We start from the raw sequence: 24,409 nt of genomic DNA on the forward strand, positions 1-24,409 counted from the left end.
GCGTGGCGCATCACCTGCAGGCGCGCGGCGGGGCTGCTGGCCTGGCTGGCCGGCGGCGCGGCGCCGTTCGCCCGGCTGCCGCGGGACGGATGGTTGCTGGGGAGGATTCTTCTTGCTTGCTTCAGACATCGTTTTTTACATAGTTTGGGCGCGAAAACCGCGCAGCGCATTATAATGCGCGGATAATGGAAAACCCTATCCAATTCGTCTCCTGGCTGCGCTCCGTAGCGCCTTACGTCCACGCCTTCCGCGGCAAGACCTTCGTAGTCGCCTTCCCCGGTGAACTGGTTGCCTCCGGCGCCTTGTCGGTGCTGGCGCACGACCTGTCGCTGCTGCACGCGCTGGACATCAACGTCACCGTGGTCTACGGCTCGCGCCCGCAGGTCGCCGAGCAGCTCGCGCTGCGCAACGTGGAAGGCCGCTTCCACAACGGCGTGCGCATCACCGACACGGCCGCCATGGAATGCGCCAAGGAAGCCGCCGGCGAACTGCGCCTGGATATCGAGGCTGCCTTCAGCCAGGGCTTGCCGAATACGCCGATGTCGCATGCCGCGATCCGTATCATTTCCGGCAACTTCATCACCGCCCGTCCGCTGGGGGTGATCGACGGCGTGGACTTCGAGCTGACCGGCCTGACACGAAAGGTGGACGCCGAGACCATCCACTCGATCATGGGGTCGGACGGCGTGGTGCTGCTGTCGCCGCTGGGCTTCTCCCCGACCGGCGAGACTTTCAACCTGACGATGGAAGACGTGGCCTGCACCGCCGCCATCGCCCTGCACGCCGACAAGCTGGTCTTCATCACCGAAACCGAGATGATGACCGACGCCGGCGGCACCGAAATCCGCGAACTGTCCTCGCACCAGGCGGAAGCCGTGCTGCAAGCGGGCTTCCTGCCCGACGCCACCGCCTACTACCTGAAGCACTGCGTCAAGGCCTGCAACAACGGCGTCGAGCGTGCGCATATCGTACCGTTTGCGATGGACGGCTCGGCCCTGCTTGAGCTGTTCACCCACGACGGCGTGGGCACCATGATCTCGCACGAGAACCTGGAATCGCTGCGCCCTGCCACCATCGAAGACGTGGGCGGCATCATCAAGCTGATCGAACCGCTGGAAGCCGACGGCACCCTGGTCAAGCGCGGCCGCGAGCTGATCGAACGCGAAATCGAGATGTTCTCGGTCATCGAGCACGACGGCGTGATCTTCGGCTGCGCCGCGCTGTACGTCTTCCCGGAAGAAAAAATGGCCGAAATGGCATGCCTTACTGTCAACCCTGACGTGCAAGCCCAGGGCGACGGCGAGCGCATCCTCAAGCACATGGAAAACCGCGCCCGGGCGCAGGGCATCAGCAAGCTGTTCGTGCTGACGACCCGCACCGCGCACTGGTTCATCAAGCGCGGCTTTGCCCCTGCCACGGTGGACGCGCTGCCGAAGGACCGCCAGCGCCTCTACAACTGGCAGCGCAAGTCGCAAGTCTTGATCAAGACCTTATAATTGTATTTTTTGGTTTAGGAGTACCGAAGATGGCCCGTACCGTCCACTGCATCAAACTGAACAAGGAAGCCGAAGGCCTGGACTTCCCGCCATATCCGGGCGAGCTGGGCAAGCGTATTTACGAATCCGTGTCCAAGGAAGCCTGGGCTGCCTGGATCAAGCACCAGACCATGCTGGTGAACGAAAACCGCCTGAACCTGGCGGATGTGCGCGCGCGCAAGTATTTGGCGGCGCAGATGGAGAAGCATTTCTTTGGTGAGGGGGCGGACCAGGCGGCTGGTTACGTGCCGCCTAGCGCCTGAAACCCGGTAAACCTGGGGCAGACCCTCGGCCAGCGGTCGCCGCGTACCTGGGTCTGACCCTTGCCGGATGGCCGTCCCGTCTGACCCAGAATTGCCGGGTTTAGCGGCTCGCCATATCCTGCTTCATCGGCGCACACTGCCTGAATTCGCAGCGCGCCATAAACACCTTCCCATTGGCACAAGCCATCCGGTAAACCTCCACCGGCCCCGGCTCCGTCACCAGCCCCGCCCCCTGCCCGCCGGTGCATTGCTCAGCCCGCGCCAGCCGCTCCACCGTCGCGGAAGAAACGCCGGCACGGAAACCAACCGTTTGAACCGGCACGCCGTCAATCATCTGCCGCTTCACAGCAGCTTCCGCTTCCAGCACAGATTTACGCTTCACAGGCGCCTGGGCCACTTCCTTATTGTGGGAACAAGCGCTCAACACACCGGCAACAAGCAACAGCAGGGTCAGTCGTTTCATGGGCTCTTTCTAAGCGAGGAAATTAGTACTTCAGGGTACGTACGCCTTCTGCAGTACCCAGCAGGCACACATTGGCGCCGCGAGCGGCGAACAGGCCGACGGCAACCACGCCGACGATCTGGTTGATGGTGGTTTCCAGCGCTACCGGATCGGTAATCGACAGGCCGGACACGTCGATGATATTGCCGCCATTGTCGGTCACGAAAATCTCGTCGGAGCCGGCCTTGGTGCGCACTTTAGGCTGGCCGCCCAGGGCTGCCAGTTGGCGCATCACGGCATTGCGGGCCATCGGCAGCACCTCGACCGGCAGCGGGAACTTGCCCAGGGTCTCTACCAACTTGGAACCGTCTGCGATGCAGACAAACTGCTTCGACACCGAAGCCACGATCTTCTCGCGGGTCAGGGCCGCGCCGCCGCCCTTGATCATGTGGCCGGCAGCGTTGATCTCGTCGGCGCCGTCAATGTACACCGCGATTTCCGAAACCTCGTTAAGATCATAGACAGGAATGCCGTGGCCAGCCAGGCGCGCAGCGGTCGCTTCCGACGAAGCAACAGCACCCTTGATGCGGTGCTTGATCTTGCCCAGTTCATCGATGAAGAAATTCGCGGTGGAACCGGTGCCCACGCCAATGATTTCACCGTCGATCACATATTCAATCGCGGAAATAGCAACAGCATGTTTCAATTTGTCTTGCGTCATAGTTACAATGGATTAATAAAGCGGTTAGCAAAGTTGGCCTATTTTATCCGAACTGTCACACCTGCCCCGGGAAAACTGCCATGAAGCCTAGTACCGTACTGATTGTGGATGACAGCCGCGTTTCGCGCATGCTGACGCGCCAGCACATCCAGGTGCGCCATGCCGACTGGGTGGTGGAGGAAGCCGCCAACGGCGACGAGGCCATCGCCAAGGCCAAGGGCCTGCAGCCCGACCTGGTGCTGCTGGACGTGAATATGCCGGGCATGAACGGGGTCGACGCCGCCGCCGCATTGCGTGTCATGTTGCCCCATGCGCATATATCCCTGTTGACTGCCAATGTGCAAGCCGCAACCCGCCAGCGCGCCCAGGAAATCGGCGTCGGCTTCATGGAGAAACCGATTACCGCTGAACGCATCGCGCAGCTGATCGCGCCGCTGGAAGCCTGACCATGGTCCGGCTCACCGAACTGGAACACGACGCCCTCGTCGAGCTGTTCAATATCGGCGTGGGCCAGGCTGCCTCCGCCATGAGCGAGATCGTCAACGAAACCGTCACCATGTCGGTGCCGGCCATCAGCTTCCTGACCCGCGGCGCGGCGGCCAAGCTGCTGGCCAGCCGCAGCGGCGGCAATGGGCGCCTGTGCGGCATCAGCCAGCACTACAGCGGCGCCTTCGAGACCGAAGCGATCCTCATGTTCCCGGAAGAGAAAAGCCAGGAAATCGTGCGCCTGATGGTGGGCGAGGCCATGCCGCTGGCCGAACTGACCGCCATGGAACAGGAGGCGATGAGCGAGATCGGCAACATCCTGCTGAATAGCTGCGTGGGTTCGCTGGCCAACCTGCTGGGGCATGAATTGAATGGCTCCCTGCCCGACTACCACGTCGGCTACAGCGAAGAGATCCTGGCGCAAGCGGGCAGCGGCGACACCGCGGTACTGATGCTGCATATCGAATTCGTGATCGAGCGCCAGCAGATCGCCGGCGACGTGGCCTTCATCATGGACATGACTGCGCTGCACGACCTGAAAGCACATGTGGCCAGCTTCCTTGACCGTTCAGTCGGCGGAGAGCGCCCATGAAATGCTCGGTCGAGTCCCTGCCGCTGCTGCAGGGCGTCATCGATTGCATCGACGTCGGCACGCTGGTGCTTGATGCCGGCGAACGCGTGGTGCTGTGGAACCGCTGGATGGGCCAGCACTCTGGCGTGCTCGATGCCGAAACGGTGGAACGCAACTTCTTCGACCTGTTCCCGGAACAGCGCGGCAAACGGCTGGAAGCGGCCATCGGTCAGGCATTGCGCAGCAACCTGCCATCGCTGCTGTCGCAAACCCTGAACCGCTGGCCGTTGCCCCTATACAGCAGCAAGGCCGCCGCCGAAAAGGGCGAGCGCATGCAGCAGCAGATCACGGTCACGCCGCTCAACCTGGGCAACAACGAGCGCTATTGCCTGATCCAGGTCGCCGACGTATCAGCCGCCGTACAGCGCGAAAACCTGCTGCGCGAACAGGCCGTTGCACTGCGTTCGCAAACCCTGCTGGACGACCTGACTGGCGTCGCCAACCGCCGCCACTTCGACATGGCGATCGACCGCGAAACGCGGCGCGCGCGGCGCATGGGCACTCCGCTGTCGCTGATGATGCTCGACATCGACTTCTTCAAGGCCTACAACGACCATTACGGCCACCAGCAAGGCGACGCCTGCCTGGAGGCGGTGGCCTCTACGCTGTCCACCATGCAGCAGCGCCCTGCCGACCTGTTCGCGCGCTACGGCGGCGAAGAATTCGCGGTGATCCTGCCCGACACGCCGGGCGACGCGGCGGTCATGATGGCCAACGCCATGTGCCGCAAGGTGCGCGACTTGCGCATTCCGCACCAGGCGGCGCGCATGGACGAGCGTATCGTCACCATCAGCATCGGCGTGGCCAGCAGCGAGAGCGGCCAAGCCGGCGAAGTCTATGAACTGATCAACGCGGCCGACCGCGCCCTGTACCAGGCCAAGGCATGCGGCCGCAACCGAGTCCATTCGGTATGAAAACTTCGGTCTTTATCGCCAGCAGCCTGGATGGCTACATCGCCCGCGAGGATGGCAACCTCGATTGGCTGATGGCTGCCACGCCGGTCAACGACGAACATGGCTACGATGCCTTCATGACAGGAATCGATGCAATCGTCATGGGCCGCTACACCTTCGAAACCGTGCTGGGCTTTGATGAGTGGCCTTATGAGGGCAAGCGCGTGGTGGTGCTGAGCCGCATGCTGGACGACGTTCCGGCTTCGCTGCAAGGTAAAGTGGAGGTGCATCCAGGGCCGGTGCGACTGCTGTACGATGCGCTGGCGGCCAGGGGCTGCAAGGGCCTGTATGTCGACGGCGGCCAGACCGTGCAAAGCTTCCTGCGCGAGGCACTGGTGGATGAACTGACGATCACGACCATCCCCATCCTCCTGGGCCGCGGCATCCCGTTATTCGGCCACACCGGGCACGACATCCCATTGCGCCACCTCGGTACGCGCCGACTGCCGGGCGGCCTGGTGCAAGATGTCTACAGCACGCGCCTGATCGGCTCAGAGCAGGTCGATCCCGAAGCGCCGCACGCATAGCGCGAACAGCGCGAAACAGCCGATCGTCAGCAGCACGCTGACGCCCAGCGTCGGCCAGAAGCCCAGTCTTGGCAGCAGCCACGGGAAGACCAGGAACATCGGCAGCGTCGGCACCACATACCAGAAAGTGTACCAGGCGTGGTTCGCGATCTTTTCTTGCGGCTGATGTTCGACGTACAGCCAGATCAGCGCCAGCACAGTCACCATCGGCAGGGCGGCAAGCAGGGCGCCGAGACGGTCGCTGCGTTTCGCAAATTCCGACACCGCCACGACGACGCCCGCCGTTACCAGGTATTTGAAAATCAGCCAGGCCATCAGCCCTCTCCTACTGTGCAAAAACAAAACGGACCAGCGCCAGCGCCAGGGCGAACACATAGCCATAAGCGAAACGGTCGATGCGCAGCACCGGGTCGCCGCGCTTGGCGCGCCAGGTGCCCACGAGGACCATCATGCCGCCCGCCGCCAGCGGCGTCACCAGCAAATTCACCTTGCGCAGGATTTCGTTGTGGACCATGTGGTTCGGCAGCAGCCAGACGGTAACGCCGCCGGCAATCGCTCCTGACACGGCGTAGCCCACGCCTGCCACCCAGGGGTTGGGCCTGTATTCGCGCCGCTCGAACAGCGATTGCATGCCGGCTTCCGCCAGTACCTCCACGATGAACTGGATCAGGATTTCGCCAAAAAGCTCGAACAGGAATTCAATCATGGGCAGAACAGGGCGTGCTGGCTGGCGGTGTGGAAATCGCGCCAGACGCGGTTGATGTCAGAGTCTTCCTGTGCCGCACGAAGGCCGCAGTAAGGGTAGATATCTCCCACCGCCCGCCGCGCAGCGATGACCAGCGCCATCGATGCTTCGCGCAATTGGGTGTCCAGCGCGGAGCTGATGCCGCTCGCGCCTCCAGCCACGCTGGTAGCATCCTCCGCTTGCGCCCAGGCTTGATCGAGCAGCGCCAGCATGCGCTCCCGCGCCCCTTCCAGCGCCACCGCAGCTTGCGCCAGAACCTCGTGAGCGCTGGCAGGCGGCTGGCGGCGCGCCGCGACGACTTCCTGCGCCAGTTGCAGAAAATGTCGCGCCATGCCGGACAGGTTGGCCGACAGCGTCACCCACGCCAGCAGCATGAAGGGGAAGCGGTATAGCGTGCCAGGCGACGTCGCGCAGGCAGGATCGATGGTAAAACCATGACTGGCGGGCACCCATGCCCCGTCAATGCGATAGCTGTGCGAGGCCGTGCCGCGCATGCCGAAGCTGCGCCAGGTCGGCTCCACCACCACTTGCGCGGCCGGCACGACAAAGGCGCGGATGCGCTCCTCGCCCTCCCCGCGCACGACGGCATTGAGGGTGAAATGCGTCGCTATCGGCGCGCCGCTGGCAATGTCCCAACGGCCGGTGATGCGGTAGCCATCGCCCTCCTTGTCCGCGAAACCGGTCGGCGCACCGCTTCCAGCCAGGCAGACATTCGGGGTCTCGATCATTTCACGCGCAGTTTCTGGCGGCAGGAAGCCCGCGAACCACCCTGCACCCGCGCACAGCGTAACCACCCAGCCCATACTGCCATCCGCCTCCGCGATGGCTTCTTCCAGGCGCACTACCTGCGGCAGCGGCAACTCCGCGCCGCCTGCAGCGCGCGGCGCAAGCATCTTCAGCCAGCCTTGTTCATGGATCAGCGCCTGCTGGCCAGGCAGCAGGAAGCTTGCAGCTTCCGCGCCCGCCGCGCCTGCGCGGATTCGGTCGATATCAACTTTCATAGGCGGCATTTTACCCGGAGGTCCTCGCCTGCGCGGCGCCGCGCCAGGATTACGCGGCAGTCAGCGCCAGTACGACCAGCGCGTACATGGTCAGCACGATGAACGCTACGACCAGCATGACGCAGGTGCGCCAGAAGGCGCCGAAGCGCGAAATGCCGTAAGTGCCGCGCAGCTGCATGAACATGTGCACCGGGGGGACGAAGGCGAACAGGCTGGCCGCCCAGCCGCCGAAGTTGAAGTAGCCCAGAGTGGCGACGACCGTGAACAACAGCGACATGAACGACAGCGAATACAGCGAGAACACTGCGTGGTCGTACATCGTGATGCCGCGGCGCCAGAAGAACATCAGCCACAGGAAGGGCATCGAAATCGGCACCAGCATGAACGAATATTTATATGCCGCGTTTTTCAGCTTGTACTTGGCCAACTCAGGGTTGTCGACTGCGTGCTTGATGCCCTTATTGATCCACTTGATGTCGGAATATGTGTTTTCCTTCTCGCCCGGCTTGTCTGCTTTCGGCGTGATATCGATTTCTTTTGCGATTTCCTGCAGCACGCCAGGGCTCTTCACTGCCTTGTCCGCCCCTTCAGGCGCCGGTGCAGTCTCGGTGAATTTGCTGGTGCTGCTCATGGCGACCTTGCCGGCAGCCAAACCGGCATTCAGGCCATCGAGCTTTTTCTGCGCCGCTTCCAGATGGCGTTTGGCGGACTCCGCATCGGCGCTGCCAGGTTCCGCTTCTTTCAGCTCGCTCTCAGCCTCGGCGATCGCTTCCTTCTGGGCTTCGATCTTCTTCGTCATTTTCTGTTCGAAGCGGGCCTTGCCGTCCTTGCCTTCGGAGACGGTGGCAGGCTCTGAACTGGTGCCCATCGTCAGCGAGAAAATGAAGAACATGAAGAACATCATGAACAGGAACAGCGCCAGCGGCGATACGAAGCGGGTGCGCTGGCCGTCGATGTAGCGGCGCGTCAGCTGGCCTGGGCGCGCGACCAGCAGCGGCAAGGTGCGCCATCCTTTGGTGTCGAAGTGGAACAGGCCGTGGATCAACTCTTCGCCCAAGTGCAGCACCGATTTGTGCAAGTGGCCCTTCTGGCCGCATTGGCCGCAGTAATTGCCATGCACCGGAGTGCCGCAATTGGCGCAAGGCGCGCCGTGGGCATGTTCGCCGGTCTTGCCAGCGTCGCCCTCAACTTCCGACGCCACCAGGCTGGCCGTCAACAAATCGCCTGCTGCTTCAATCTCGAGTCCCATTGAACATCCCCCACTAACTTATTTGAATAGTAATTGCGAAACAGCGTCTTGCGACTTGATGACGGTGGCGTACTCGCCGTGCAAATTCGACAGTGCCATGGCGTGAACCTCTTGCGGGCTACGATGCACTCCGTCGAAATCGGTTTGTGCATAGGCATAACAGCCATCTTCCGCGACGAAGGTCTTGAAGCCCAGGTTACCGGCGGTGCGGGCAGTCGCCTCAACTGAATGATTGGTGCTGACGCCAACGATCAGTACTTCCGCGATCCCGCGCGTGTGCAGCCAGCGCTCCAGGCCCGTGCTGATGAAAGCATCGGGCACATTTTTCTCCACTACATGTTCACTGGCCAAAGGCGAAAGCGCCGGCTGGAATTCAGCGCCGGGCTGGCCCGGCCAGAATGGTGATCCCGGCGTGCGGGACATGTGCCGGACATGGATTACCGGCGCGCCCTGCGCGCGCCACTGCGCCAGCAGGCTGGCAATGGCATGCTCCGCCTGATGGTTGTTGCGCTTTGCGGCGCCGGACCATGTCATGCCCACCTGCATGTCGATGATGATCAGTGCAGTCTTCTGCATTGAAAATGATATGAAATCTTCGGGGCATTAAAGATATCACATCATTAGTAAATTAACAGCCCCCGGGCCGCTCAGGCGGCCGCGAGAAAAGCATGCGCGGCAGGTTGGACGGCGAGGACGGGTCGCGCAGGAAGTCGCACAGCATGTCGGCATAAACGCCGGGATCGCTCTCGCGCTGGTAGACGAGTGCAAAGTAATCGGCCAGGACTTCGGCCTGCGCTTCCATATTGAAGTCGCACAGGCGCAGCTGGGGCGACACTTCGTAGTCATAGCGCAAGCCAAGCCGGATGGCGCCGCGCCACATGACGGGGTAGCCAAGCTGGTACTGCCATACGTGCGCCATCTCGTGCATGAACCATTGCTGCTCGGGCGGCGTGGCGAGCGAGAAGTCCGGGCGGTAGCGGGAAATGTGGAAATACAGTTCGCCGTTGGGCGTGATGCAGACGTCTTTTCGCTGCAGGAAAGGGATGAAGCGGGTGTTGTGGATGCGCACCCGCCGGTAGTCGATCGCGCTGCCGAACACCAGCCGGGCCAGCGCGATCTCACCCGACGTCAAAGGTCGGGCGATGACTTCCATCAGTGGCGCAGGGCGCTGGCCGCCTTGGCGATGGCGGTGATGCGGTCCCAGTCGCCGGCTTGCATGGCGTCTTTCGGGGTCAGCCAGGAGCCGCCGACGCAGGCCACGTTCTTCCGGGACAGGAAGGCAGGCGCGGTGTCTTGCGAAATGCCGCCGGTCGGGCAGAACACGACGTCCGACAGTGGGCCGGCAATCGCGTTCAACATGCCGACGCCGCCGGCTGGAACGGCCGGGAACAGTTTCAATTGCTTGAAGCCTTGTTCACGCGCTTTCATCACCTCGGACGGAGTCATCACGCCCGGCAGCAGCGGCAAGCCACTGGACTTGGCGGCGCCGATCAGCGCATCGGTCAGGCCCGGCGAGACGCCGAACACGGCGCCAGCGTCGCGTGCGGCAGCGAATTCTTCAGGCTGGGTCAGCGTGCCGACGCCGACGATGGCGCCTTCCACCTGGCTCATGGCGCGGATCGCGCCCAGGCCGTGCTGGGTGCGCAGGGTCACTTCCAGCACGCGGATGCCGCCTGCCACCAGCGCTTTTGCCAGCGGCACGGCGTGGTCAGGGTCGTCAATCGCAATCACAGGGATCACGGCGGAAGTACGCATAATGTCGAGCAGGGTCATGTCAGGCTTTCTTTGCGAGGAAATCTTCATCGGAACCGGGCACGGTCATGCCCACGTCTTCTTTACCATGCAGCAGCACGGTGGTCGGGATCGGCGACGGCAGCGGGAAGGTGGTTGCGCCCTGCTCCGCTTCGCTCACGGTGCTGCGGAACATGGAGAACAGTTCGCGGCCCATGCCGATCTGGTTTGGCGACAGGTCCGCTTGCGCCATCGAGCGGCCATGCCACACTTCGGACGACACCAGTGCTTCCAGCGTGCCGGTCGAAGCACAGACGCGGATGATGTCGCCGTCGCGCACCAGGCCCAGTGGCCCGCCAGCCAGGATTTCCGGCGACACGTGAATCGCGGCCGGCACCTTGCCCGAAGCGCCCGACATGCGGCCGTCGGTCACCAGGGCGACCTTGCGGCCGGCGTCCTGCAGGTTGGCCAGTGCCGGGGTCAGGGAGTGCAGTTCAGGCATGCCGTTGGCGCGCGGGCCCTGGAAGCGGATCACGGCCACGAAGTCGCGATCCAGTTCGCCGGCCTTGTAAGCGTCCATGAAGGCTTCCTGCGAATCGAAGACCAGCGCAGGCGCTTCCACCGTACGGTGTTCTTCCTTCACTGCGGAGACTTTCATGATGGCGCGGCCCAGGTTGCCCTGCACCAGCACCATGCCGCCGTCTTTCGAGAACGGGTCGGCAGCGCCGCGCAGCACCTTCTCGTCGGCGCTCTTGAGCGGGGCATCCTTGAAAATGACGCCGGTCGCGTCGTCGTTCAGGAACGGCTCGGCGCAGTGCGCGCGCAGCCCCTTGCCCAGGATGGTATTGACGTCTTCGTGCAGCAGGCCGGCATCCAGCAATTCACGGATGACGAAGCCGGTACCGCCGGCGGCGTGGAAATGGTTCACGTCAGCGTCGCCGTTCGGGTAGATGCGGCACAACAGCGGCACGACGGAGGACAGTTCGTTGAAATCGTCCCAGTCGATCACGACGCCGGCCGCCTTGGCAATCGCCACCAGGTGCAGGGTGTGGTTGGTCGAACCGCCGGTAGCCAGCAGGCCCACCACGGCGTTGATGATGGCTTTTTCGTCGACGATATGACCGACCGGCATGTATTCATTGCCCATCTCGGTGATGCGGGCCGCGTGCTGGGCGGCGGCAGCGGTCAGCGCATCGCGCAGCGGGGTGTTCGGATTGATGAAAGCGGCGCCCGGCAGGTGCAGGCCCATGATTTCCATCAGCAGCTGGTTGGAGTTGGCGGTACCGTAGAAAGTGCAAGTGCCGGCGCCATGATAGGACTGGGCCTCCCCTTCCAGCAGTTCTTCGCGAGTGGCCTTGCCTTGCGCGTAGCGCTGGCGGATGGCGGCTTTCTCTTTGTTCGACAGGCCGGAAGTCATCGGGCCGGCCGGCACGAATACCGCAGGCAGGTGGCCGAAGTGCAGTGCGCCGATCAGCAGGCCGGGCACGATCTTGTCGCACACGCCCAGGTACAGCACGGAGTCGAACATATTGTGGGACAGGCCGATGGCAGTCGACATGGCGATCGCATCGCGCGAGAACAGCGACAACTCCATGCCCGGCTGGCCCTGGGTTACGCCATCGCACATGGCCGGCGTTGCGCCTGCGAACTGCGCTACCGCGCCAACCTTGCGCACCGCGTCCTTGATGATGGCCGGGAAGACTTCGAAGGGCTGGTGGGCCGACAGCATGTCGTTATAAGCCGAGATGATCGCCACGGAAGGCTTCTTCACTTCCTTCAGGATCAGTTTGTCGTTCGCCGGGAAAGCGGCAAAACCGTGCGCCAGGTTAGTGCAGGCCAGCGTGCCGCGCTGAGGGCGGCCTTTGACACGGGCCGCTTCGAGGTGCGCCAGGTAGGCGCCGCGGGAGACGCGGCTGCGCTGGATGACGCGCGCGGTGACTTTTTCCAGGACTGGATGCAACGGCATGATCGTTCCTTTTCAATGAATTTCCGGAAATTTTACTACAAAATTTCCAACCGCGAGCGTCTCAAATGCGTTAGAACACGCTTTCAAGTCCCGGAATCAACCAATATAGCGAAAGATTTGTAGTGAATTTACCGATTTTTCCTGTATAGTTAAGCACAATTCATAAAACCATACGCACCGGACATTATGCGCTTACCCGCCCTGACCTCCACCGCCGCCTACCAGGCCCTCGAAAACCACGCCCACGATGCCCGCGACTGGCATATGCGCCAGTTGTTCCAGAAGGACCCGGGCCGCTTTCCGCGCATGACGGTGGATGCCGCAGGCCTGTTCCTGGACTATTCCAAGAACCGCGCCAACGACGAAACCATGCAATTGCTGGTGCACCTGGCGCGCACACGTGGCGTAGCCGAGCAGCGCGATGCCATGTTCGCTGGCGAGAAAATCAATATTACCGAACGCCGCAGCGTGCTGCACACCGCCCTGCGTATGCCGCGCGGCAAGGCCCTGAAGGTCGATGGCCAGGACGTGAACGCCGACGTGCACGCAGTCCTGGACCGCATCAAGGTCTTCACCGACAAAGTGCGCAATGGCGGCTGGCTGGGTCATACCGGCAAACCGATCACGGACGTGGTCAATATCGGCATCGGCGGCTCCGACCTGGGGCCGAAGATGGCGGTTCTGGCCCTGCGTTCCTACTGCCACCCGCGCCTGAAGATGCACTTCGTCTCCAATGTGGACGGCCACGATATGGATGCCGTGCTGGCGCAAGTGAATCCCGAGACCACGCTGTTCATCGTCGCCTCCAAGACTTTCACCACGGCGGAAACCATGCTGAATGCGCAGACTGCGCGCAGCTGGTTCCTGGCCAAGGCCAAGGAAACCGACCTGCCGCGCCACTTTGTCGCGGTGTCCACCAACACCGACGCCGTGCGCACCTTCGGCATCGATCCCGAAAACATGTTCCCGTTCTGGGACTGGGTTGGCGGCCGCTATTCCGTGTGGTCGGCAATCGGCCTGTCGGTGGCGGTTGCGATCGGCTTCGGCTACTTCCAGGCCTTCCTGGAAGGCGCGCACGCCATGGATGAACATTTCCGCGAAGCGCCGCTGGAAGCGAATATGCCGGTGCTGCTGGCACTGATCGGCTTCTGGAACCGCCAGTTCCTGGGCGCCAGCTCGCTGTCGATCGCGCCCTACCACCAGGACCTGAACCGTTTCCCTGCCTACCTGCAGCAACTCGACATGGAGAGCAACGGCAAGCGCGTGACCAAGAACGGCCAGCCTGTCGATACGCCAACCTGCCCTGTGGTCTGGGGCGAGTGCGGGACCAACGCGCAGCATGCCTATTTCCAGCTGCTGCACCAGGGCAGCGACATCACGCCGATCGATTTCATCGCCGCCCTGCGCGCCACGCACGACCTGCCGGGCCACCACGACGCCCTGCTGGCAAACTGCTTCGCCCAGTCGGAAGCCTTCATGAAAGGCAAGACCGAAGATGAAGTGCGCGCCGAACTGAAAGGCGCCAATGTGCCGCCAGCCGAATTGGAAGAGCTGGTGCCGCACAAGACTTTCCCAGGCAACCGCCCTTCCAACACCATCCTGATGGACCAGCTGACGCCATCGGCACTGGGCGCCCTGATCGCCCTGTACGAACACAAGACTTTTGTGCAGGGGGTGATCTGGAACATCGCCAGTTTCGACCAGTGGGGAGTGGAACTGGGCAAGGTGCTGGCCAAGAAGATCCAGGCCGAATTGACCGGCAAGGCCGATCCGGAAGCCCATGACAGCTCGACCAACGGCCTGATCGTGATGGCCAAAGCGGCGCAAATCCAATGAGCCAATACAAGATCGACGTCGCCTGCAACGCCACCATGACGGTGGGCGAAAGCCCGCTGTGGGTGCCGGACGAGAAGGCCCTGTACTGGGTCGATATCGAAGGCTTCGCCATCCATCGGCTGCGCACCGCCAGCGGCGAACATACGCAATGGAAAGTCGACAGCGAATCTTCTTCGCTGGCACGCGCGGCAAGCGGCGGCCTGATGGTCGCCCAGCGCCGCGGTTTTTCGCACTTCAATCCCGAGACCGGCGAAATGGAGCTGGTGGCGGAAGCGCCTTACGACCAGTCCACCACCCGCTTCAACGACGGCAAGTGCGACGCGGCGGGCCGTTTCTGGTGCGGCACGATTTACGAGCCGCGCGACAAGCCGGCGGCCGAGATGTTCGTGCTGGAACGCGGCCAGGTGCGCAAGGTCTGGTCCGGCGGCATGGTGAATTCGAATGGCCTGGGCTTCAGCCCGGACGGCAAGACCATGTTCCATGCCGAGACGGCCAGCCACCGCGTGACCCGGTTCGCTTTCGACCTGCTGTCGGGCACCGTCAGCGATGAACGCGAGGTACGCCGCTTCAGCACCGACAAGTCGGCGGCCGATTACGGCGGCCGCCCGGACGGCGCCGCGGTGGACAGCGAAGGCAATTACTGGGTCGCGATGTTCGAGGGCGGCCGCATTCTCAAGCTGTCGCCGCAGGGCGACCAGCTGGACGAGATCCGCCTGCCGGTGCGCTGCCCGACCATGGTGGCTTTCGGCGGCGACGATCTGCAAACCCTGTACATCACCACCGCCGGCAAGCGTCCGGCGGAAGAGCTGGCGGCCTTCCCGCTCACCGGCAAGATTTTGTCGGTGCGCGTGCCGGTGGCCGGCCGCATTGAACCCGCTTACATAGACTGAAGTAAACCCTGTATTAACTTACCTGAAGACGATTATGGCTCTCTCTGATTTCGACCTGGTTCTGTTTGGCGGCAGCGGCGACCTCGCAATGCGCAAATTGCTGCCTGCTATGTTCAGCCGCGATGTTTGCGGCGACCTGCCCCCGACCGCGCGCATCGTTTGCGTCGGCCGCCAGGAAAGCACACAGGAAGAGTTCATCAATATGGTGACGACGACTTCGCGTCCCCATATCAAGTCAAGCAGCGCCACCGACGAAAACTGGAACCGCTTCATCGCGCGCATCGTCTACGTCGCGCTGGACGCCACCGACTCGAAGACCTACAAGGGCCTGGTGGAAGCACTGCGCAAGAATCCGGCGATCACCCGCGTCTACTACCTGGCCACCCCGCCTGCCCTGTTCTCGCGCATTTGCGACAACCTGAAGGATAACGGCCTGGCGACCCCGAATTCACGCGTGGTGCTGGAGAAGCCGCTCGGCCGCGACCTGGCTTCGGCCAAGCAGATCAACAAGGAAGTGGGCAAGGTCTTCGAAGAACAGCAGATCTACCGTATCGACCACTACCTCGGTAAAGAAACCGTGCAGAACCTGCTGGCCCTGCGCTTCGGTAACATCCTGTTCGAACCGCTGTGGCGCCGCGAGTGGATCTCCGACGTGCAGATCACCATCGCCGAGAAACTGGGCGTGGGCAACCGCATCGGCTACTACGACACGTCCGGCGCCCTGCGCGACATGCTGCAGAACCACCTGCTGCAGCTGCTTTGTATCGTTGCCATGGAGCCGCCAACCTCGATCGCACCGGACGCAGTGCGCGACTCCAAGCTGCAGGTGCTGCGTTCCCTGAAGCGCTTTACCCCGACTACGCTGGCGCAGAACATCGTGCGCGGCCAGTACCGGGCCGGCCACGTGGAAGGCCAAGCTGTGCCAAGCTACCGCGACGAGCCGGAAGCGCCGCAGAATTCGAAGACCGAAACCTTCGTCGCCATGAAAGTGGAAATCGACACCTGGCGCTGGGCCGGCGTGCCGTTCTACCTGCGCACCGGAAAACGCATGGCCGATTCGCTGGCCGAAATCGTGGTGCGCTTCAAGCAGATCCCGCACTCGATCTTCAACCAGCCGACTTCCAGCTTCCAGCCGAATTCGCTGGTGATCCGGCTGCAGCCGGACGAAGGCCTGCGCATGAACCTGATGGCCAAGACCCCGGGTGAAGGCATGCGCCTGAAGCCCGCGGAACTGGAACTGGACTTCCGCGAAACGTTCAAGATGCCGCGCATGGATGCCTACGAGCGCCTGCTGCTGGACGTGCTGCGCGGCCAACTGACCCTGTTCATGCGCGGCGACGAGCTGGAAGCCGCATGGGAATGGGTCGAACCGATCCTGAACAACTGGGAGCAGGACGATTCCGCCCCCCTGCCATACGCCTCCGGCACCTGGGGCCCGGCCGCCGCCAGCGCACTGATCGGGCGCGACGGGCTACAATGGCGTGAAGAAGCCTTACCAGAAGACTAATGCTGCTCGACTCCATCCGCACCCAGATCGACTCACTCTCCAAATCGGAGCGTAAAGTCGCGCTGGCGGTGCTAGACAATCCGACCCGCACGGTGGGCGCCAACATCACGGCGCTGGCCAAGACTGCGCAAGTGTCCGAACCGACCGTGGTGCGTTTCTGCCGTACGCTCGGCTACGACGGCTGGCATGAGTTCAAGCTGAAGCTGGCGCAGGGCCTGGCCCTCGCCCTGCCCGGCCTGAACGACCAGCCGGCGCAGGATGACCTGGCGTCCGACCTGGTGAACAAGATCTGCAGCCGCTCCATCAACACGCTGCTGGACCTGCGCAACAACCTGCACGCGGAACCGGTGCAGAAAGCGCTCGACATCCTGTCGCGCGCGCGCAAGATCGAGTTCTACGGCCATGGCACTTCCGGCATTGTGGCGGCGGATGCGCAGCACAAGTTCTTCCGCTCCGGTGTACCGACCGTGGCTTACGCCGACCCGGCAATCCACAGCATTTCCGCGGCCCTGCTGCATGAAGGCGACGCGGTGGTGGCAATTTCCCAGCGCGGCAACAGCCCTGCGCTGGTGCGCTCGGCCAAGCTGGCGAAGGAAGGCGGCGCGGACGTCATCGTGCTGGCCCCCTCCGGCACACCGCTGGCTGAAACGGCGACGGTGCTGATTCCGATCGACCTGATTTTCAATACCGACCCGTACACGCCGATCTCAGCCCGCCTGGCCTACCTGGTGGTCATCGACGTCCTCGCCGTCGGCCTGGCCCTGAAACGCGGCCCCGAATTCCGCAAGAAGATGCAGAACGCCCAAAAGGCCCTGCAGGAATTCGACATGCAGTTCGACTCCTTCATCGGCTGACGCGGCGTTCGTTGCGTTCCCGCCTCAGGATGCAATTTTTGCACCAAAAATAATGCTAGTTGGTTAGCAAAGGTTGTAACCTATCCCGTGCATTGGTCCCGCACGGAGTCCGAAATGCCCGCTGATGAACGCCTTATCCACCCGGTCTGGCTACGCATTACGCACTGGCTCAACGCCATCGCCGTGCTGCTTCTCGTGACAAGCGGCTGGCGGATCTATGACTCCACCGAATTCCTGGGTTTCGGCATTCCGCGCGGTTTGACATTGGGAGGCTGGCTTGCCGGCGCCCTGCAGTGGCATTTCGCTGCAATGTGGCTGCTGGTTGCCAACGGTCTCCTGTACTTGCTGATCAATGTATTCAGCGGCCGCCTGTGGCGGCAATTCTTCCCGATTTCGCCGCGCGGGGTGCTGCAGGAACTGCGCGCAGCCCTGAAGGGAAAGCTGTCCCACGAAGACCTGCGCCACTACAATAGTGTGCAGCGCCTGGCCTACGTGTTCGTCATGGTTGATAGCATTCTCCTCGTTCTGTCGGGACTTGTGCTTTGGAAGTCTGTGCAATTCCCGCACCTGCGGGAATTGCTGGGCGGTTATGAAGGGGCGCGGAGGATTCACTTCTTCGCCATGGCGGCCCTCGTTGCCTTCTTTGTCGTGCATGTGGCGATGGTGGCCCTGGTCCCGCGCACATTGATCGCCATGCTGCGCGGCCGCTAAGGACTGACCATGATGAACGGTCCAAAACAGCGCAGCGTGTTAGTGCCTGGCGAGGGCGCCGCCATGCTGGCCGACGCTATTGGCCGCATTGCGCAGCCATCGCGCCGCGCTTTCCTCAAGCGCAGCCTCACACTGGGCGGACTGACCTTGCTCACAGGTTGCGCCACCGACGACCAGGACAGCATCGAAGCAGCCCTGGCCCGCATTTCGCGCTTCAACGACACTATCCAGGGCCTGCTGTTCGATCCTGCGCTGCTGGCGCCGACCTATCCGGAATCGATGATTACCGATCCGTTCCCGTTCAACGCCTACTACAGCGAAGACGAGGTGCGTGAAATCGACGGCGACACCTGGAAGCTCGAACTGAGCGGCATGCTGGCCGACCGCAAGCCGTGGACGCTGGAACAGTTGCGCGCCCTGCCGCAGCAGTCGCAAATCACGCGGCATATCTGCGTGGAAGGATGGAGCGCGATCGGCAAATGGGGCGGCGTGCAGTTCTCGCACTTCCTGCGGCTTGTGGGCGCCGACCTGACTGCGAAATATATCGGCTTCAAATGCGGCGACGATTACTTCACCAGCATTGACATGGCGACTGCCCTGCATCCGCAAACGCTGATGGCGCTCACCTACAACGGCGAGCCCCTGCCGCCGCGCTATGGCTTCCCCATGAAGCTGCGCATGCCGACCAAATTGGGCTACAAGAATCCGAAGCACATCCAGGCCATTTTCGTTACCAACACCTACCCCGGTGGATATTGGGAAGACCAGGGGTATAACTGGTTTGGCGGCAGTTGAAGACCTGTCGTACAGAGTTCCACGCAGCACCCGTGCAGTTCAACTTAACGTTACCGAGGACGAACATGAAAAAGATTTCTGCTGTCGCACTGATCACTGCCTGCATGCTGGTTTCCGGCGCCACTTACGCCCAGGATGCCATGAAAAAGGACGAAATGTCCAAGGACGCCATGGCCAAGGATGGAGCGAAAAAGGATGGCATGGCCAAGCACACCAAGAAAAAAGCCACGCACAAGGACGCGATGGCCAAGGAAGGCATGAAGAAAGACGGAATGGCCAAGGATGAAATGAAAAAGGATGATATGAAAAAGGATGATATGTCCAAGGACGCGATGAAGAAATAAACATCCTGCGCCAGGGGTTTGGACTGAAGATTCATTGATTGCGGGCGCGGCTGCGCTAGAATTGCAAGATTGCAATCAATTGATTAAAAATGAAGCTTTCCAAACCCCTCGTCATCGGCGTGGCCATCGTCGCCGCTGCCGCGGCAGGCGCCGCCTATTTGAAAACCGGCGCCAAGCCGCATGGCACGCCGGCTCCCGTTGCCGCCGTCGCTGCGAACCCTGCCGATGCCGGCAATGCGCATGCACCGCTGCAGGCCGAGATGCGAAGCATGCTGGCCAACTACCGCAAGATCATTGTGCTGCTGGCCGACGAACAGTCGCTGTCGGAGCTTGACCGCAAGGCCGCAGGGCAGGTCGGCCAGGTGCTGTTCCATGAAAATGTGGAGCGCATTGGAAAAGCGCGCCAGCTGCTGGCGAAGCTTCAGGAAGCGCCTGCGGCCCAGCGCGATGCTGCCTACGACATCCTGCTTACGTACATCGAATCAGCTCCCGACCTGTTTGACGCTGACCGCCTGGCTTTCCGCGAAGTGCTGGTCGAGATGAAGCAGCAGGCCGCCGCCAACCAGACCCTGCCCGGCATCAAGCTGCACAAGCGCGTGAGCGAGGACCTGGCTGCACTGGAAGATATCGAGCGCCAGTACGACAAGGAATTGAGCGGCATCTTTGCCCGTTTCGACCAGCGCGCCATCGTGCCGAAGCGCGAACGCTGGGAAGACTACGTCGATCACCTGAAAAAGCTGTTCACCCGCGACCAGATCATGAAGGATTATGGCGTCATCGTGCCGTATCCGAACAAGCCAGGTCCGGATGACGCGGCAAAGGAAATCTTCGGCAAATCGCTGCCGCCGAAAACCGTCGTACTGACCTTCGACGATGGTCCGCATGCCACTTATACCGATGAAGTGGCGGCCATCCTCAAGCAGTACGGCGTAACGGGCGTGTTCTTCCAGGTCGGCAAAAACCTGGGCGAAGTCGATGCCCAAGGCAAGGAGGCGCTAAGCAAGAAGCAGGCTGCCGCCAGCCGCCGCTTGCTCGAAGGCGGCAATGTGCTGGCCAACCATAGCTACAGCCACGCCCTGCTCTCGAAAGAAAAGGGCGACCAGCTGTATGGCGAGATTGCGCAGGCCGACCAGTTGCTGAAGGCTGTCGATACGCGCCGCTCGGCGTTATTCCGCTTCCCGTATGGCGCGCATAATGCGGAAGGCCTGGAAATCCTGAACAAACTGGGCCTGCGCTCGGTGATGTGGAATATCGATTCGCTGGATTGGGCTGATCCGGTGCCGACCTCGATCGCCAACCGCGTGCTTGGTTCGCTGGAAAAGGAGAAGCGCGGCATCATCCTGTTCCACGACATTCACGAGCGCACTATAAAGACGCTGCCGCTGGTGCTGGACAAGCTGGTTGCTGACGGCTACAGCTTCGCCACCTGGGATGGCAATGACTTCACCATCACCAAGCCGGGCAAGCCGGAACCGGACAAGGTAGCCATCAGCACCGGCTATGCCAACAGTTACGCGGTGGTCATCGGCATCAATGATTATCAGAAGTGGCCCAAGCTGCAATACGCCGTGCAAGATGCCAAGGCGATCCGCGATACGCTGGTCAACCGCTTCGGCTTCGACAACTCGCGCGTGTTCACCCTGACCAACGGCGATGCGACCCGCAACAATATCCTCGCCCTCTTCCACGACAAGCTGGCGGAGGCCAAGCTGAAAAAGGATGACCGCATCTTCGTCTTCTTTGCCGGCCATGGCGCGACGCGCCAATTGAGTTCCGGCCGCAGCCTGGGTTACATCATCCCGGTCGACTCCGATCCGCAGCAAGTGAGCGTTGATGCAATCCCGATGACGGACTTGCAGAACATCGCCGAGAGTCTGGACGCCAAGCACCTGCTGTTCGTGATGGACGCTTGCTATAGTGGCCTGGGCCTGACGCGCGGCGGCGGCACGACGGCCTTCCTGCGCGATAACGCCCGCCGCATCGGCCGCCAGATGCTGACCGCCGGCGGCGCCGACCAGATGGTGGCGGACGGCGGCCCCAATGGCCACTCTGTCTTCACCTGGACCCTGCTGCAGGCGTTGGGCGGCAAGGCCGACCTGAATGGCGACGGCATGATCACCGCGACCGAGCTGGCTGCATACGTGGCGCCTGCCGTGTCCAGCGTATCGCAGCAGACGCCGGCCTTCGGCAGCCTGCCAGGTTCCGAAGGCGGCGAGTTCGTGTTCCAACTGCCTGCCGAAGCGGAATTCCTGAGCGAGAACAGCGCGCAGCTGTCGCAGGAAGCGATCGCCCTGAACAAGAAGCTCGATACCGGCCGCAGTAGCCAGGCCGAAGGCAACGCCGTGGTCGTGAAGAACCTGCAGGGCGAAGAACAGAAGATCGCCGCGCCCAAGCCGGTTGATGCTTCCAGCCGACAGCTGGCACAACGCGCCAATGACCGCGGCCTGCAACTGTACAAAGAGAAGCAGTACGCGCAGGCGGAGGCAGCCTTCACCGAAGCGCTGAAATACCGTCCGGACTTCGGCCTTGCTGCCAATAACCTGGGCTTCGTCTACTTCAAGCAGGACAAGTACGCGGAGGCCGCGCGCTGGTTCGAAAACACAATCCAGATGGACGCATCTCGCGCCATTGCCTACCTGAACCTGGGCGACGCGCGCCAGCGGCAAGGCGACCAGGAGAAGGCGAAGAAGGCCTACGCCAGCTTCCTGGAACTGGCGCCGAACCACCCGAGCGCAGGCTATGCGCGAGAACAGTTGAAGAAGCTCGGATAATTTCGTTAAATGAAACCGCCGTAGCTGGCTTCCTATTTCCGATATCTCGCTAACAGTGAAACTGATTACAGCCTCAATATTGTTGCTGCTGCTCCCAGGCGCCCGAGCCGACGAGATATTGGTGCCGGTCTCAATCATCCCAAACACCCAATGGGTCTATTGGCAGGCAAGGTCGGTCAAGTGCGCAAAGCGTGTCGATGTGCCATTTCGCATGGATGCTATCGGGTCCAAAGCAAGGTTTAAGGCACACGCAGATGTCTGCGGCGATTTCGCTGAGGCGCAAGTGACTGAACTACTGCGACTCGTGAAGCTTGCCGACGCCGCAGCCAAATACAATCAGCCGTGGCGAGTTTCAATTACTGGAAATGAGCATGCGGTATCCATTTCATTGATCGTTCCCTATGCCTGCAATGGCGGTACCGACTGGCTCGTCGGGCGAAAATTCGGCCGTTGGGCTATTTGGGAGCCCTTGCTCGATACACGTTTCCTTTGCCCTCGGGATTTTCAGCCAGTCATACTTCCGTAGTCGCCGTCGATAGGATCTGCAAATTGGCGCATCGAACTGGAACGTAAAGCGCTTTAGACTCTAGCGCCCGTGGCCTTCACTGTCCCTGCAGCGAACGTAAAGTCGCTTGCGCTTCATCACGCCATGGGCCGCCCAGCTTGATGGCGGTTTGCGCGGCGGCACGCGCTTCGTCCAGTTGGCCAAGTTCGCCGAGTACGACGGCGAGGTTGTTGAAGGCCGCGCCATTGTCGGGGTGCCCGATGGTGGCGCTGCGGAAGGCGTCGGCTGCTGCTGCGCGATCGCCTCCGGCATAGGCTGTGTTGCCGAGGCCAAGCTGCAAGGGCAGCGTGTTCGGCCAGCGCTGCAAGGCGGCGTGGTAGGCGAGCTGCGCTGACTTCGGTGGCGCCGATTTTTCGTAGGCGATCAGGGCGGGCTGGAGCTCTTCCAGTCTGGTGGTGGCTGGAAGTTGGCCTGGCGCGAGCGCAACCATGCCCCAGAAGCCGCTGCGCGACCAGGTGTGTTCGAAGGTGGAAAGCGGCATCGTCATGCGGCGCGTGGTGCCGGAACGCAGGATGATGTCGCCGCTGTCGACGTCATAGCCGATGGCGACGGCATAGTGCCATTTCGGGACGATCGGCAGGCTTAAGTTCTGCAGTACCAGCACAGGGTGGCCGGCGTCGAGTTCGGCCAAAAGTGCGTCGAGACGCGGTTCGATGCGGGCAGTCAGGGCGCCGTGGCGGCGGCCAGCGGCCAGCAGTTCGATTTGCAGGCTGCCTTCACGGCCGGGGAGATAGACCTCGGGCACCAGGGCATCGGGAGAGGCATCGATTCCTGCCGCGCCGAGTGCCATCGCCAGTGCTGCGGGGCCGCACTGGTAGCGCTCCTGCGCGTGGAAGGGAGTCGCACTCAATTCCAGCTGGTGTGGGCCGGCGCGCGGCCCGGCGAGCAGCGCGCGGGTCTGGGTCGCACAGCCCGCCAGCAGCAGGACTACAGCCGCAGTGGCGAGCAGGCGCCGCACGTTTAGCGTACGGAACGGGTGAACGGGAATACCTTGGTCAGGCCGAGGATGTCGGTCACCAGCAGCACGACGAAGATGAAGACCAGGGCGCCGACCAGGCCGTCACCGCCGGCTGGCAGGGAATCGACCTGCTGCGCCAGGGCGGCGGCTTCCTCGTCGCTCAGGGCGGCGACGCGGGCCTTCGCGTCCGTTGCGGCGATACCATTGCGTTCCAGTGCGGCTTGAACGTCTGCGCGTTCCAGCGCGGCGGCCAGGCGTACGCGGACTTGCGCGGCTGCGTCGGCGGCTGCCACCTGGGCGGTGCTGACCATCGCGGCCTGGGCGCTTTGCTGGAAGCCCATCACGGTGAAGGCGGACAGCAGGAAGTGGACGAAGAATTTTTTCATATTATGTCTCCCGAGATAAATAGGCGAAGACTATCCCAGGAGAAACTTCCACGTCGCACGATTGGCGTATCAGAGCCCTTCGCGCAGCATCTTTTCCATTGCTAAGCGGGACACGTGCGGGGTGTCCTTGCCGGTTTCCACCTGCCATTGGCCGCCCTTCTGCTGGACGATGTATTCGACCTGGGCGCTGCCGCCCTTTGGATGGGGCACGGCCTGCTCCATATCCAGCCCCGCAGTCGGGGCGTAGGTGTAGGTGACGATCGCCTTGCAGCGTGCACCGTCGCAGGTCAGTGCTTCGGTTTTCGAAGCGTCGACCAGGTGAACCTGTTCGTAATAGCCTTCGGTGTCGTTGTGCAGGCGGCCGCCATCCAGCTCGAATTTCAGGAATTGGTCGAGTGCGGCTTGCGGGGTCGATTCCGCAACGTGTGCGGTAAAGGCGGCGCAGAGCGCGGCCAAGGCGAGAATATTTTTCATACCGGTATTATATTTTTCTGTAGAGCAATCACTCAACGCAAAAATCCGACGCAAGGCTCTAAATTCCA

The 24,409-nt window shown here is 62.1% G+C and carries 28 protein-coding genes; 15 read left to right on the forward strand and 13 right to left on the reverse strand.

The genetic code is table 11. The features are described from left to right. Positions 1 to 185 precede the first annotated feature (185 nt). Complete coding sequence (argA, locus tag GM658_RS26355; RefSeq protein WP_155457091.1) at positions 186 to 1,496, forward strand: amino-acid N-acetyltransferase; 1,311 nt, start codon at positions 186 to 188, stop codon at positions 1,494 to 1,496. Between the two features lie 29 nt (positions 1,497 to 1,525). Then, positions 1,526 to 1,798, forward strand: coding sequence for an oxidative damage protection protein (locus GM658_RS26360; RefSeq protein ID WP_057261247.1), 273 nt, complete (start codon positions 1,526 to 1,528; stop codon positions 1,796 to 1,798). 100 nt (positions 1,799 to 1,898) lie between these two features. Here the strand turns inward: GM658_RS26360 and GM658_RS26365 are convergent, their stop codons facing one another. Together GM658_RS26365 and rpiA are read right to left on the reverse strand one after the other, a co-directional pair. Continuing rightward, the gene (locus tag GM658_RS26365) at positions 1,899 to 2,261 is read right to left on the reverse strand and encodes a hypothetical protein (protein ID WP_155457092.1); all 363 of its coding nucleotides are present in this window, start codon (positions 2,259 to 2,261) and stop codon (positions 1,899 to 1,901) included. Between the two features lie 22 nt (positions 2,262 to 2,283). Then, positions 2,284 to 2,961: a ribose-5-phosphate isomerase RpiA gene (rpiA, locus tag GM658_RS26370; protein ID WP_155457093.1), complete on the reverse strand. Its 678-nt coding sequence runs from the start codon at positions 2,959 to 2,961 to the stop codon at positions 2,284 to 2,286. A gap of 80 nt (positions 2,962 to 3,041) precedes the next feature. Between rpiA and GM658_RS26375 the strand changes: the two genes are divergently transcribed. The 4 genes from GM658_RS26375 to GM658_RS26390 are packed head-to-tail and all read left to right on the forward strand — an operon-like array spanning position 3,042 to position 5,558. Then, a complete protein-coding gene (locus tag GM658_RS26375) occupies positions 3,042 to 3,407 on the forward strand; it encodes a response regulator (RefSeq protein WP_155457094.1) in 366 nt (121 codons plus the stop codon). 2 nt (positions 3,408 to 3,409) lie between these two features. Next, positions 3,410 to 4,039 carry a chemotaxis protein CheC gene (locus GM658_RS26380; RefSeq protein ID WP_155457095.1) on the forward strand — a complete coding sequence of 210 codons (630 nt, stop codon included), beginning with the start codon at positions 3,410 to 3,412 and terminating at the stop codon, positions 4,037 to 4,039. After that, complete coding sequence (locus GM658_RS26385) at positions 4,036 to 4,992, forward strand: GGDEF domain-containing protein (protein ID WP_155457096.1); 957 nt, start codon at positions 4,036 to 4,038, stop codon at positions 4,990 to 4,992. The genes GM658_RS26380 and GM658_RS26385 overlap by 4 nt, the downstream gene beginning before the upstream one ends. Then, positions 4,989 to 5,558, forward strand: a complete 570-nt coding sequence (locus tag GM658_RS26390) for a dihydrofolate reductase family protein (RefSeq protein ID WP_155457097.1) — start codon at positions 4,989 to 4,991, stop codon at positions 5,556 to 5,558. Before GM658_RS26385 ends, GM658_RS26390 begins: the two co-directional genes overlap by 4 nt. Here GM658_RS26390 and GM658_RS26395 read toward each other — a convergent pair. Genes GM658_RS26395 through edd form a run of 8 tightly spaced genes read right to left on the reverse strand, consistent with a single transcriptional unit; the run spans position 5,523 to position 12,250 of the window. After that, positions 5,523 to 5,873 carry a DUF3147 family protein gene (locus GM658_RS26395; protein WP_155457098.1) on the reverse strand — a complete coding sequence of 117 codons (351 nt, stop codon included), beginning with the start codon at positions 5,871 to 5,873 and terminating at the stop codon, positions 5,523 to 5,525. The two genes, GM658_RS26390 and GM658_RS26395, sit on opposite strands and share 36 nt — an antisense overlap. Positions 5,874 to 5,883: 10 nt before the next feature. Beyond that, on the reverse strand, positions 5,884 to 6,264 hold the full coding sequence (locus tag GM658_RS26400) for a hypothetical protein (protein ID WP_155457099.1): 381 nt from the start codon (positions 6,262 to 6,264) through the stop codon (positions 5,884 to 5,886). Then, positions 6,261 to 7,304 carry an acyl-CoA dehydrogenase family protein gene (locus tag GM658_RS26405; RefSeq protein ID WP_229417081.1) on the reverse strand — a complete coding sequence of 348 codons (1,044 nt, stop codon included), beginning with the start codon at positions 7,302 to 7,304 and terminating at the stop codon, positions 6,261 to 6,263. Before GM658_RS26405 ends, GM658_RS26400 begins: the two co-directional genes overlap by 4 nt. 49 nt (positions 7,305 to 7,353) lie before the next feature. Beyond that, positions 7,354 to 8,553, reverse strand: a complete 1,200-nt coding sequence (locus GM658_RS26410; RefSeq protein ID WP_155457101.1) for a DUF3667 domain-containing protein — start codon at positions 8,551 to 8,553, stop codon at positions 7,354 to 7,356. Positions 8,554 to 8,571: 18 nt separating this feature from the next. Next, positions 8,572 to 9,129 carry a cysteine hydrolase family protein gene (locus GM658_RS26415; RefSeq protein WP_155457102.1) on the reverse strand — a complete coding sequence of 186 codons (558 nt, stop codon included), beginning with the start codon at positions 9,127 to 9,129 and terminating at the stop codon, positions 8,572 to 8,574. 52 nt (positions 9,130 to 9,181) lie between these two features. Beyond that, entirely contained in the window at positions 9,182 to 9,706 is a 525-nt protein-coding gene (locus tag GM658_RS26420) for a Rhs element Vgr protein (RefSeq protein WP_155457103.1), read from the reverse strand. Continuing rightward, on the reverse strand, positions 9,706 to 10,326 hold the full coding sequence (gene eda, locus GM658_RS26425; RefSeq protein ID WP_155457104.1) for a bifunctional 4-hydroxy-2-oxoglutarate aldolase/2-dehydro-3-deoxy-phosphogluconate aldolase: 621 nt from the start codon (positions 10,324 to 10,326) through the stop codon (positions 9,706 to 9,708). The genes GM658_RS26420 and eda overlap by 1 nt, the downstream gene beginning before the upstream one ends. A 1-nt stretch (position 10,327) precedes the next feature. Continuing rightward, the gene (edd, locus tag GM658_RS26430) at positions 10,328 to 12,250 is read right to left on the reverse strand and encodes a phosphogluconate dehydratase (protein WP_155457105.1); all 1,923 of its coding nucleotides are present in this window, start codon (positions 12,248 to 12,250) and stop codon (positions 10,328 to 10,330) included. 186 nt (positions 12,251 to 12,436) lie between these two features. Here edd and pgi point away from each other — a divergent pair, with 186 nt between their 5' ends. The 9 genes from pgi (at position 12,437) to GM658_RS28955 (ending at position 22,484) form a co-directional block, all read left to right on the forward strand. Continuing rightward, the gene (gene pgi / locus GM658_RS26435; protein ID WP_155457106.1) at positions 12,437 to 14,086 is read left to right on the forward strand and encodes a glucose-6-phosphate isomerase; all 1,650 of its coding nucleotides are present in this window, start codon (positions 12,437 to 12,439) and stop codon (positions 14,084 to 14,086) included. Continuing rightward, a complete protein-coding gene (locus GM658_RS26440) occupies positions 14,083 to 14,976 on the forward strand; it encodes an SMP-30/gluconolactonase/LRE family protein (RefSeq protein ID WP_155457107.1) in 894 nt (297 codons plus the stop codon). Before pgi ends, GM658_RS26440 begins: the two co-directional genes overlap by 4 nt. A 34-nt stretch (positions 14,977 to 15,010) precedes the next feature. Then, on the forward strand, positions 15,011 to 16,483 hold the full coding sequence (zwf, locus tag GM658_RS26445) for a glucose-6-phosphate dehydrogenase (protein ID WP_155457108.1): 1,473 nt from the start codon (positions 15,011 to 15,013) through the stop codon (positions 16,481 to 16,483). After that, positions 16,483 to 17,337: an SIS domain-containing protein gene (locus GM658_RS26450; protein ID WP_155457109.1), complete on the forward strand. Its 855-nt coding sequence runs from the start codon at positions 16,483 to 16,485 to the stop codon at positions 17,335 to 17,337. The genes zwf and GM658_RS26450 overlap by 1 nt, the downstream gene beginning before the upstream one ends. 114 nt (positions 17,338 to 17,451) lie before the next feature. Then, positions 17,452 to 18,048: a cytochrome b/b6 domain-containing protein gene (locus GM658_RS26455; protein WP_155457110.1), complete on the forward strand. Its 597-nt coding sequence runs from the start codon at positions 17,452 to 17,454 to the stop codon at positions 18,046 to 18,048. 63 nt (positions 18,049 to 18,111) lie between these two features. Continuing rightward, positions 18,112 to 18,843: a molybdopterin-dependent oxidoreductase gene (locus GM658_RS26460; RefSeq protein WP_371865292.1), complete on the forward strand. Its 732-nt coding sequence runs from the start codon at positions 18,112 to 18,114 to the stop codon at positions 18,841 to 18,843. Positions 18,844 to 18,908: 65 nt separating this feature from the next. Next, complete coding sequence (locus GM658_RS26465) at positions 18,909 to 19,187, forward strand: pentapeptide MXKDX repeat protein (RefSeq protein WP_155457112.1); 279 nt, start codon at positions 18,909 to 18,911, stop codon at positions 19,185 to 19,187. A gap of 89 nt (positions 19,188 to 19,276) precedes the next feature. Then, a complete protein-coding gene (locus tag GM658_RS26470) occupies positions 19,277 to 21,958 on the forward strand; it encodes a polysaccharide deacetylase family protein (RefSeq protein ID WP_155457113.1) in 2,682 nt (893 codons plus the stop codon). Between the two features lie 55 nt (positions 21,959 to 22,013). Next, complete coding sequence (locus GM658_RS28955; RefSeq protein WP_170298997.1) at positions 22,014 to 22,484, forward strand: hypothetical protein; 471 nt, start codon at positions 22,014 to 22,016, stop codon at positions 22,482 to 22,484. Between the two features lie 76 nt (positions 22,485 to 22,560). Here the strand turns inward: GM658_RS28955 and GM658_RS26475 are convergent, their stop codons facing one another. The 3 genes from GM658_RS26475 to GM658_RS26485 form a co-directional block, all read right to left on the reverse strand. After that, positions 22,561 to 23,481 (reverse strand): PA2778 family cysteine peptidase, encoded by a 921-nt coding sequence (locus tag GM658_RS26475; RefSeq protein ID WP_170298998.1) that lies wholly within the window; start codon positions 23,479 to 23,481, stop codon positions 22,561 to 22,563. A 2-nt stretch (positions 23,482 to 23,483) separates the two neighbouring features. Further along, positions 23,484 to 23,867 (reverse strand): PA2779 family protein, encoded by a 384-nt coding sequence (locus tag GM658_RS26480; protein ID WP_155457114.1) that lies wholly within the window; start codon positions 23,865 to 23,867, stop codon positions 23,484 to 23,486. Positions 23,868 to 23,936: 69 nt separating this feature from the next. Then, a complete protein-coding gene (locus GM658_RS26485) occupies positions 23,937 to 24,341 on the reverse strand; it encodes a hypothetical protein (protein ID WP_155457115.1) in 405 nt (134 codons plus the stop codon). Between the last annotated feature and the right edge of the window lie 68 nt (positions 24,342 to 24,409).

It is taken from the genome of Massilia eburnea (assembly GCF_009720745.1).
Lineage (GTDB): Bacteria > Pseudomonadota > Gammaproteobacteria > Burkholderiales > Burkholderiaceae_D > Rugamonas > Rugamonas eburnea.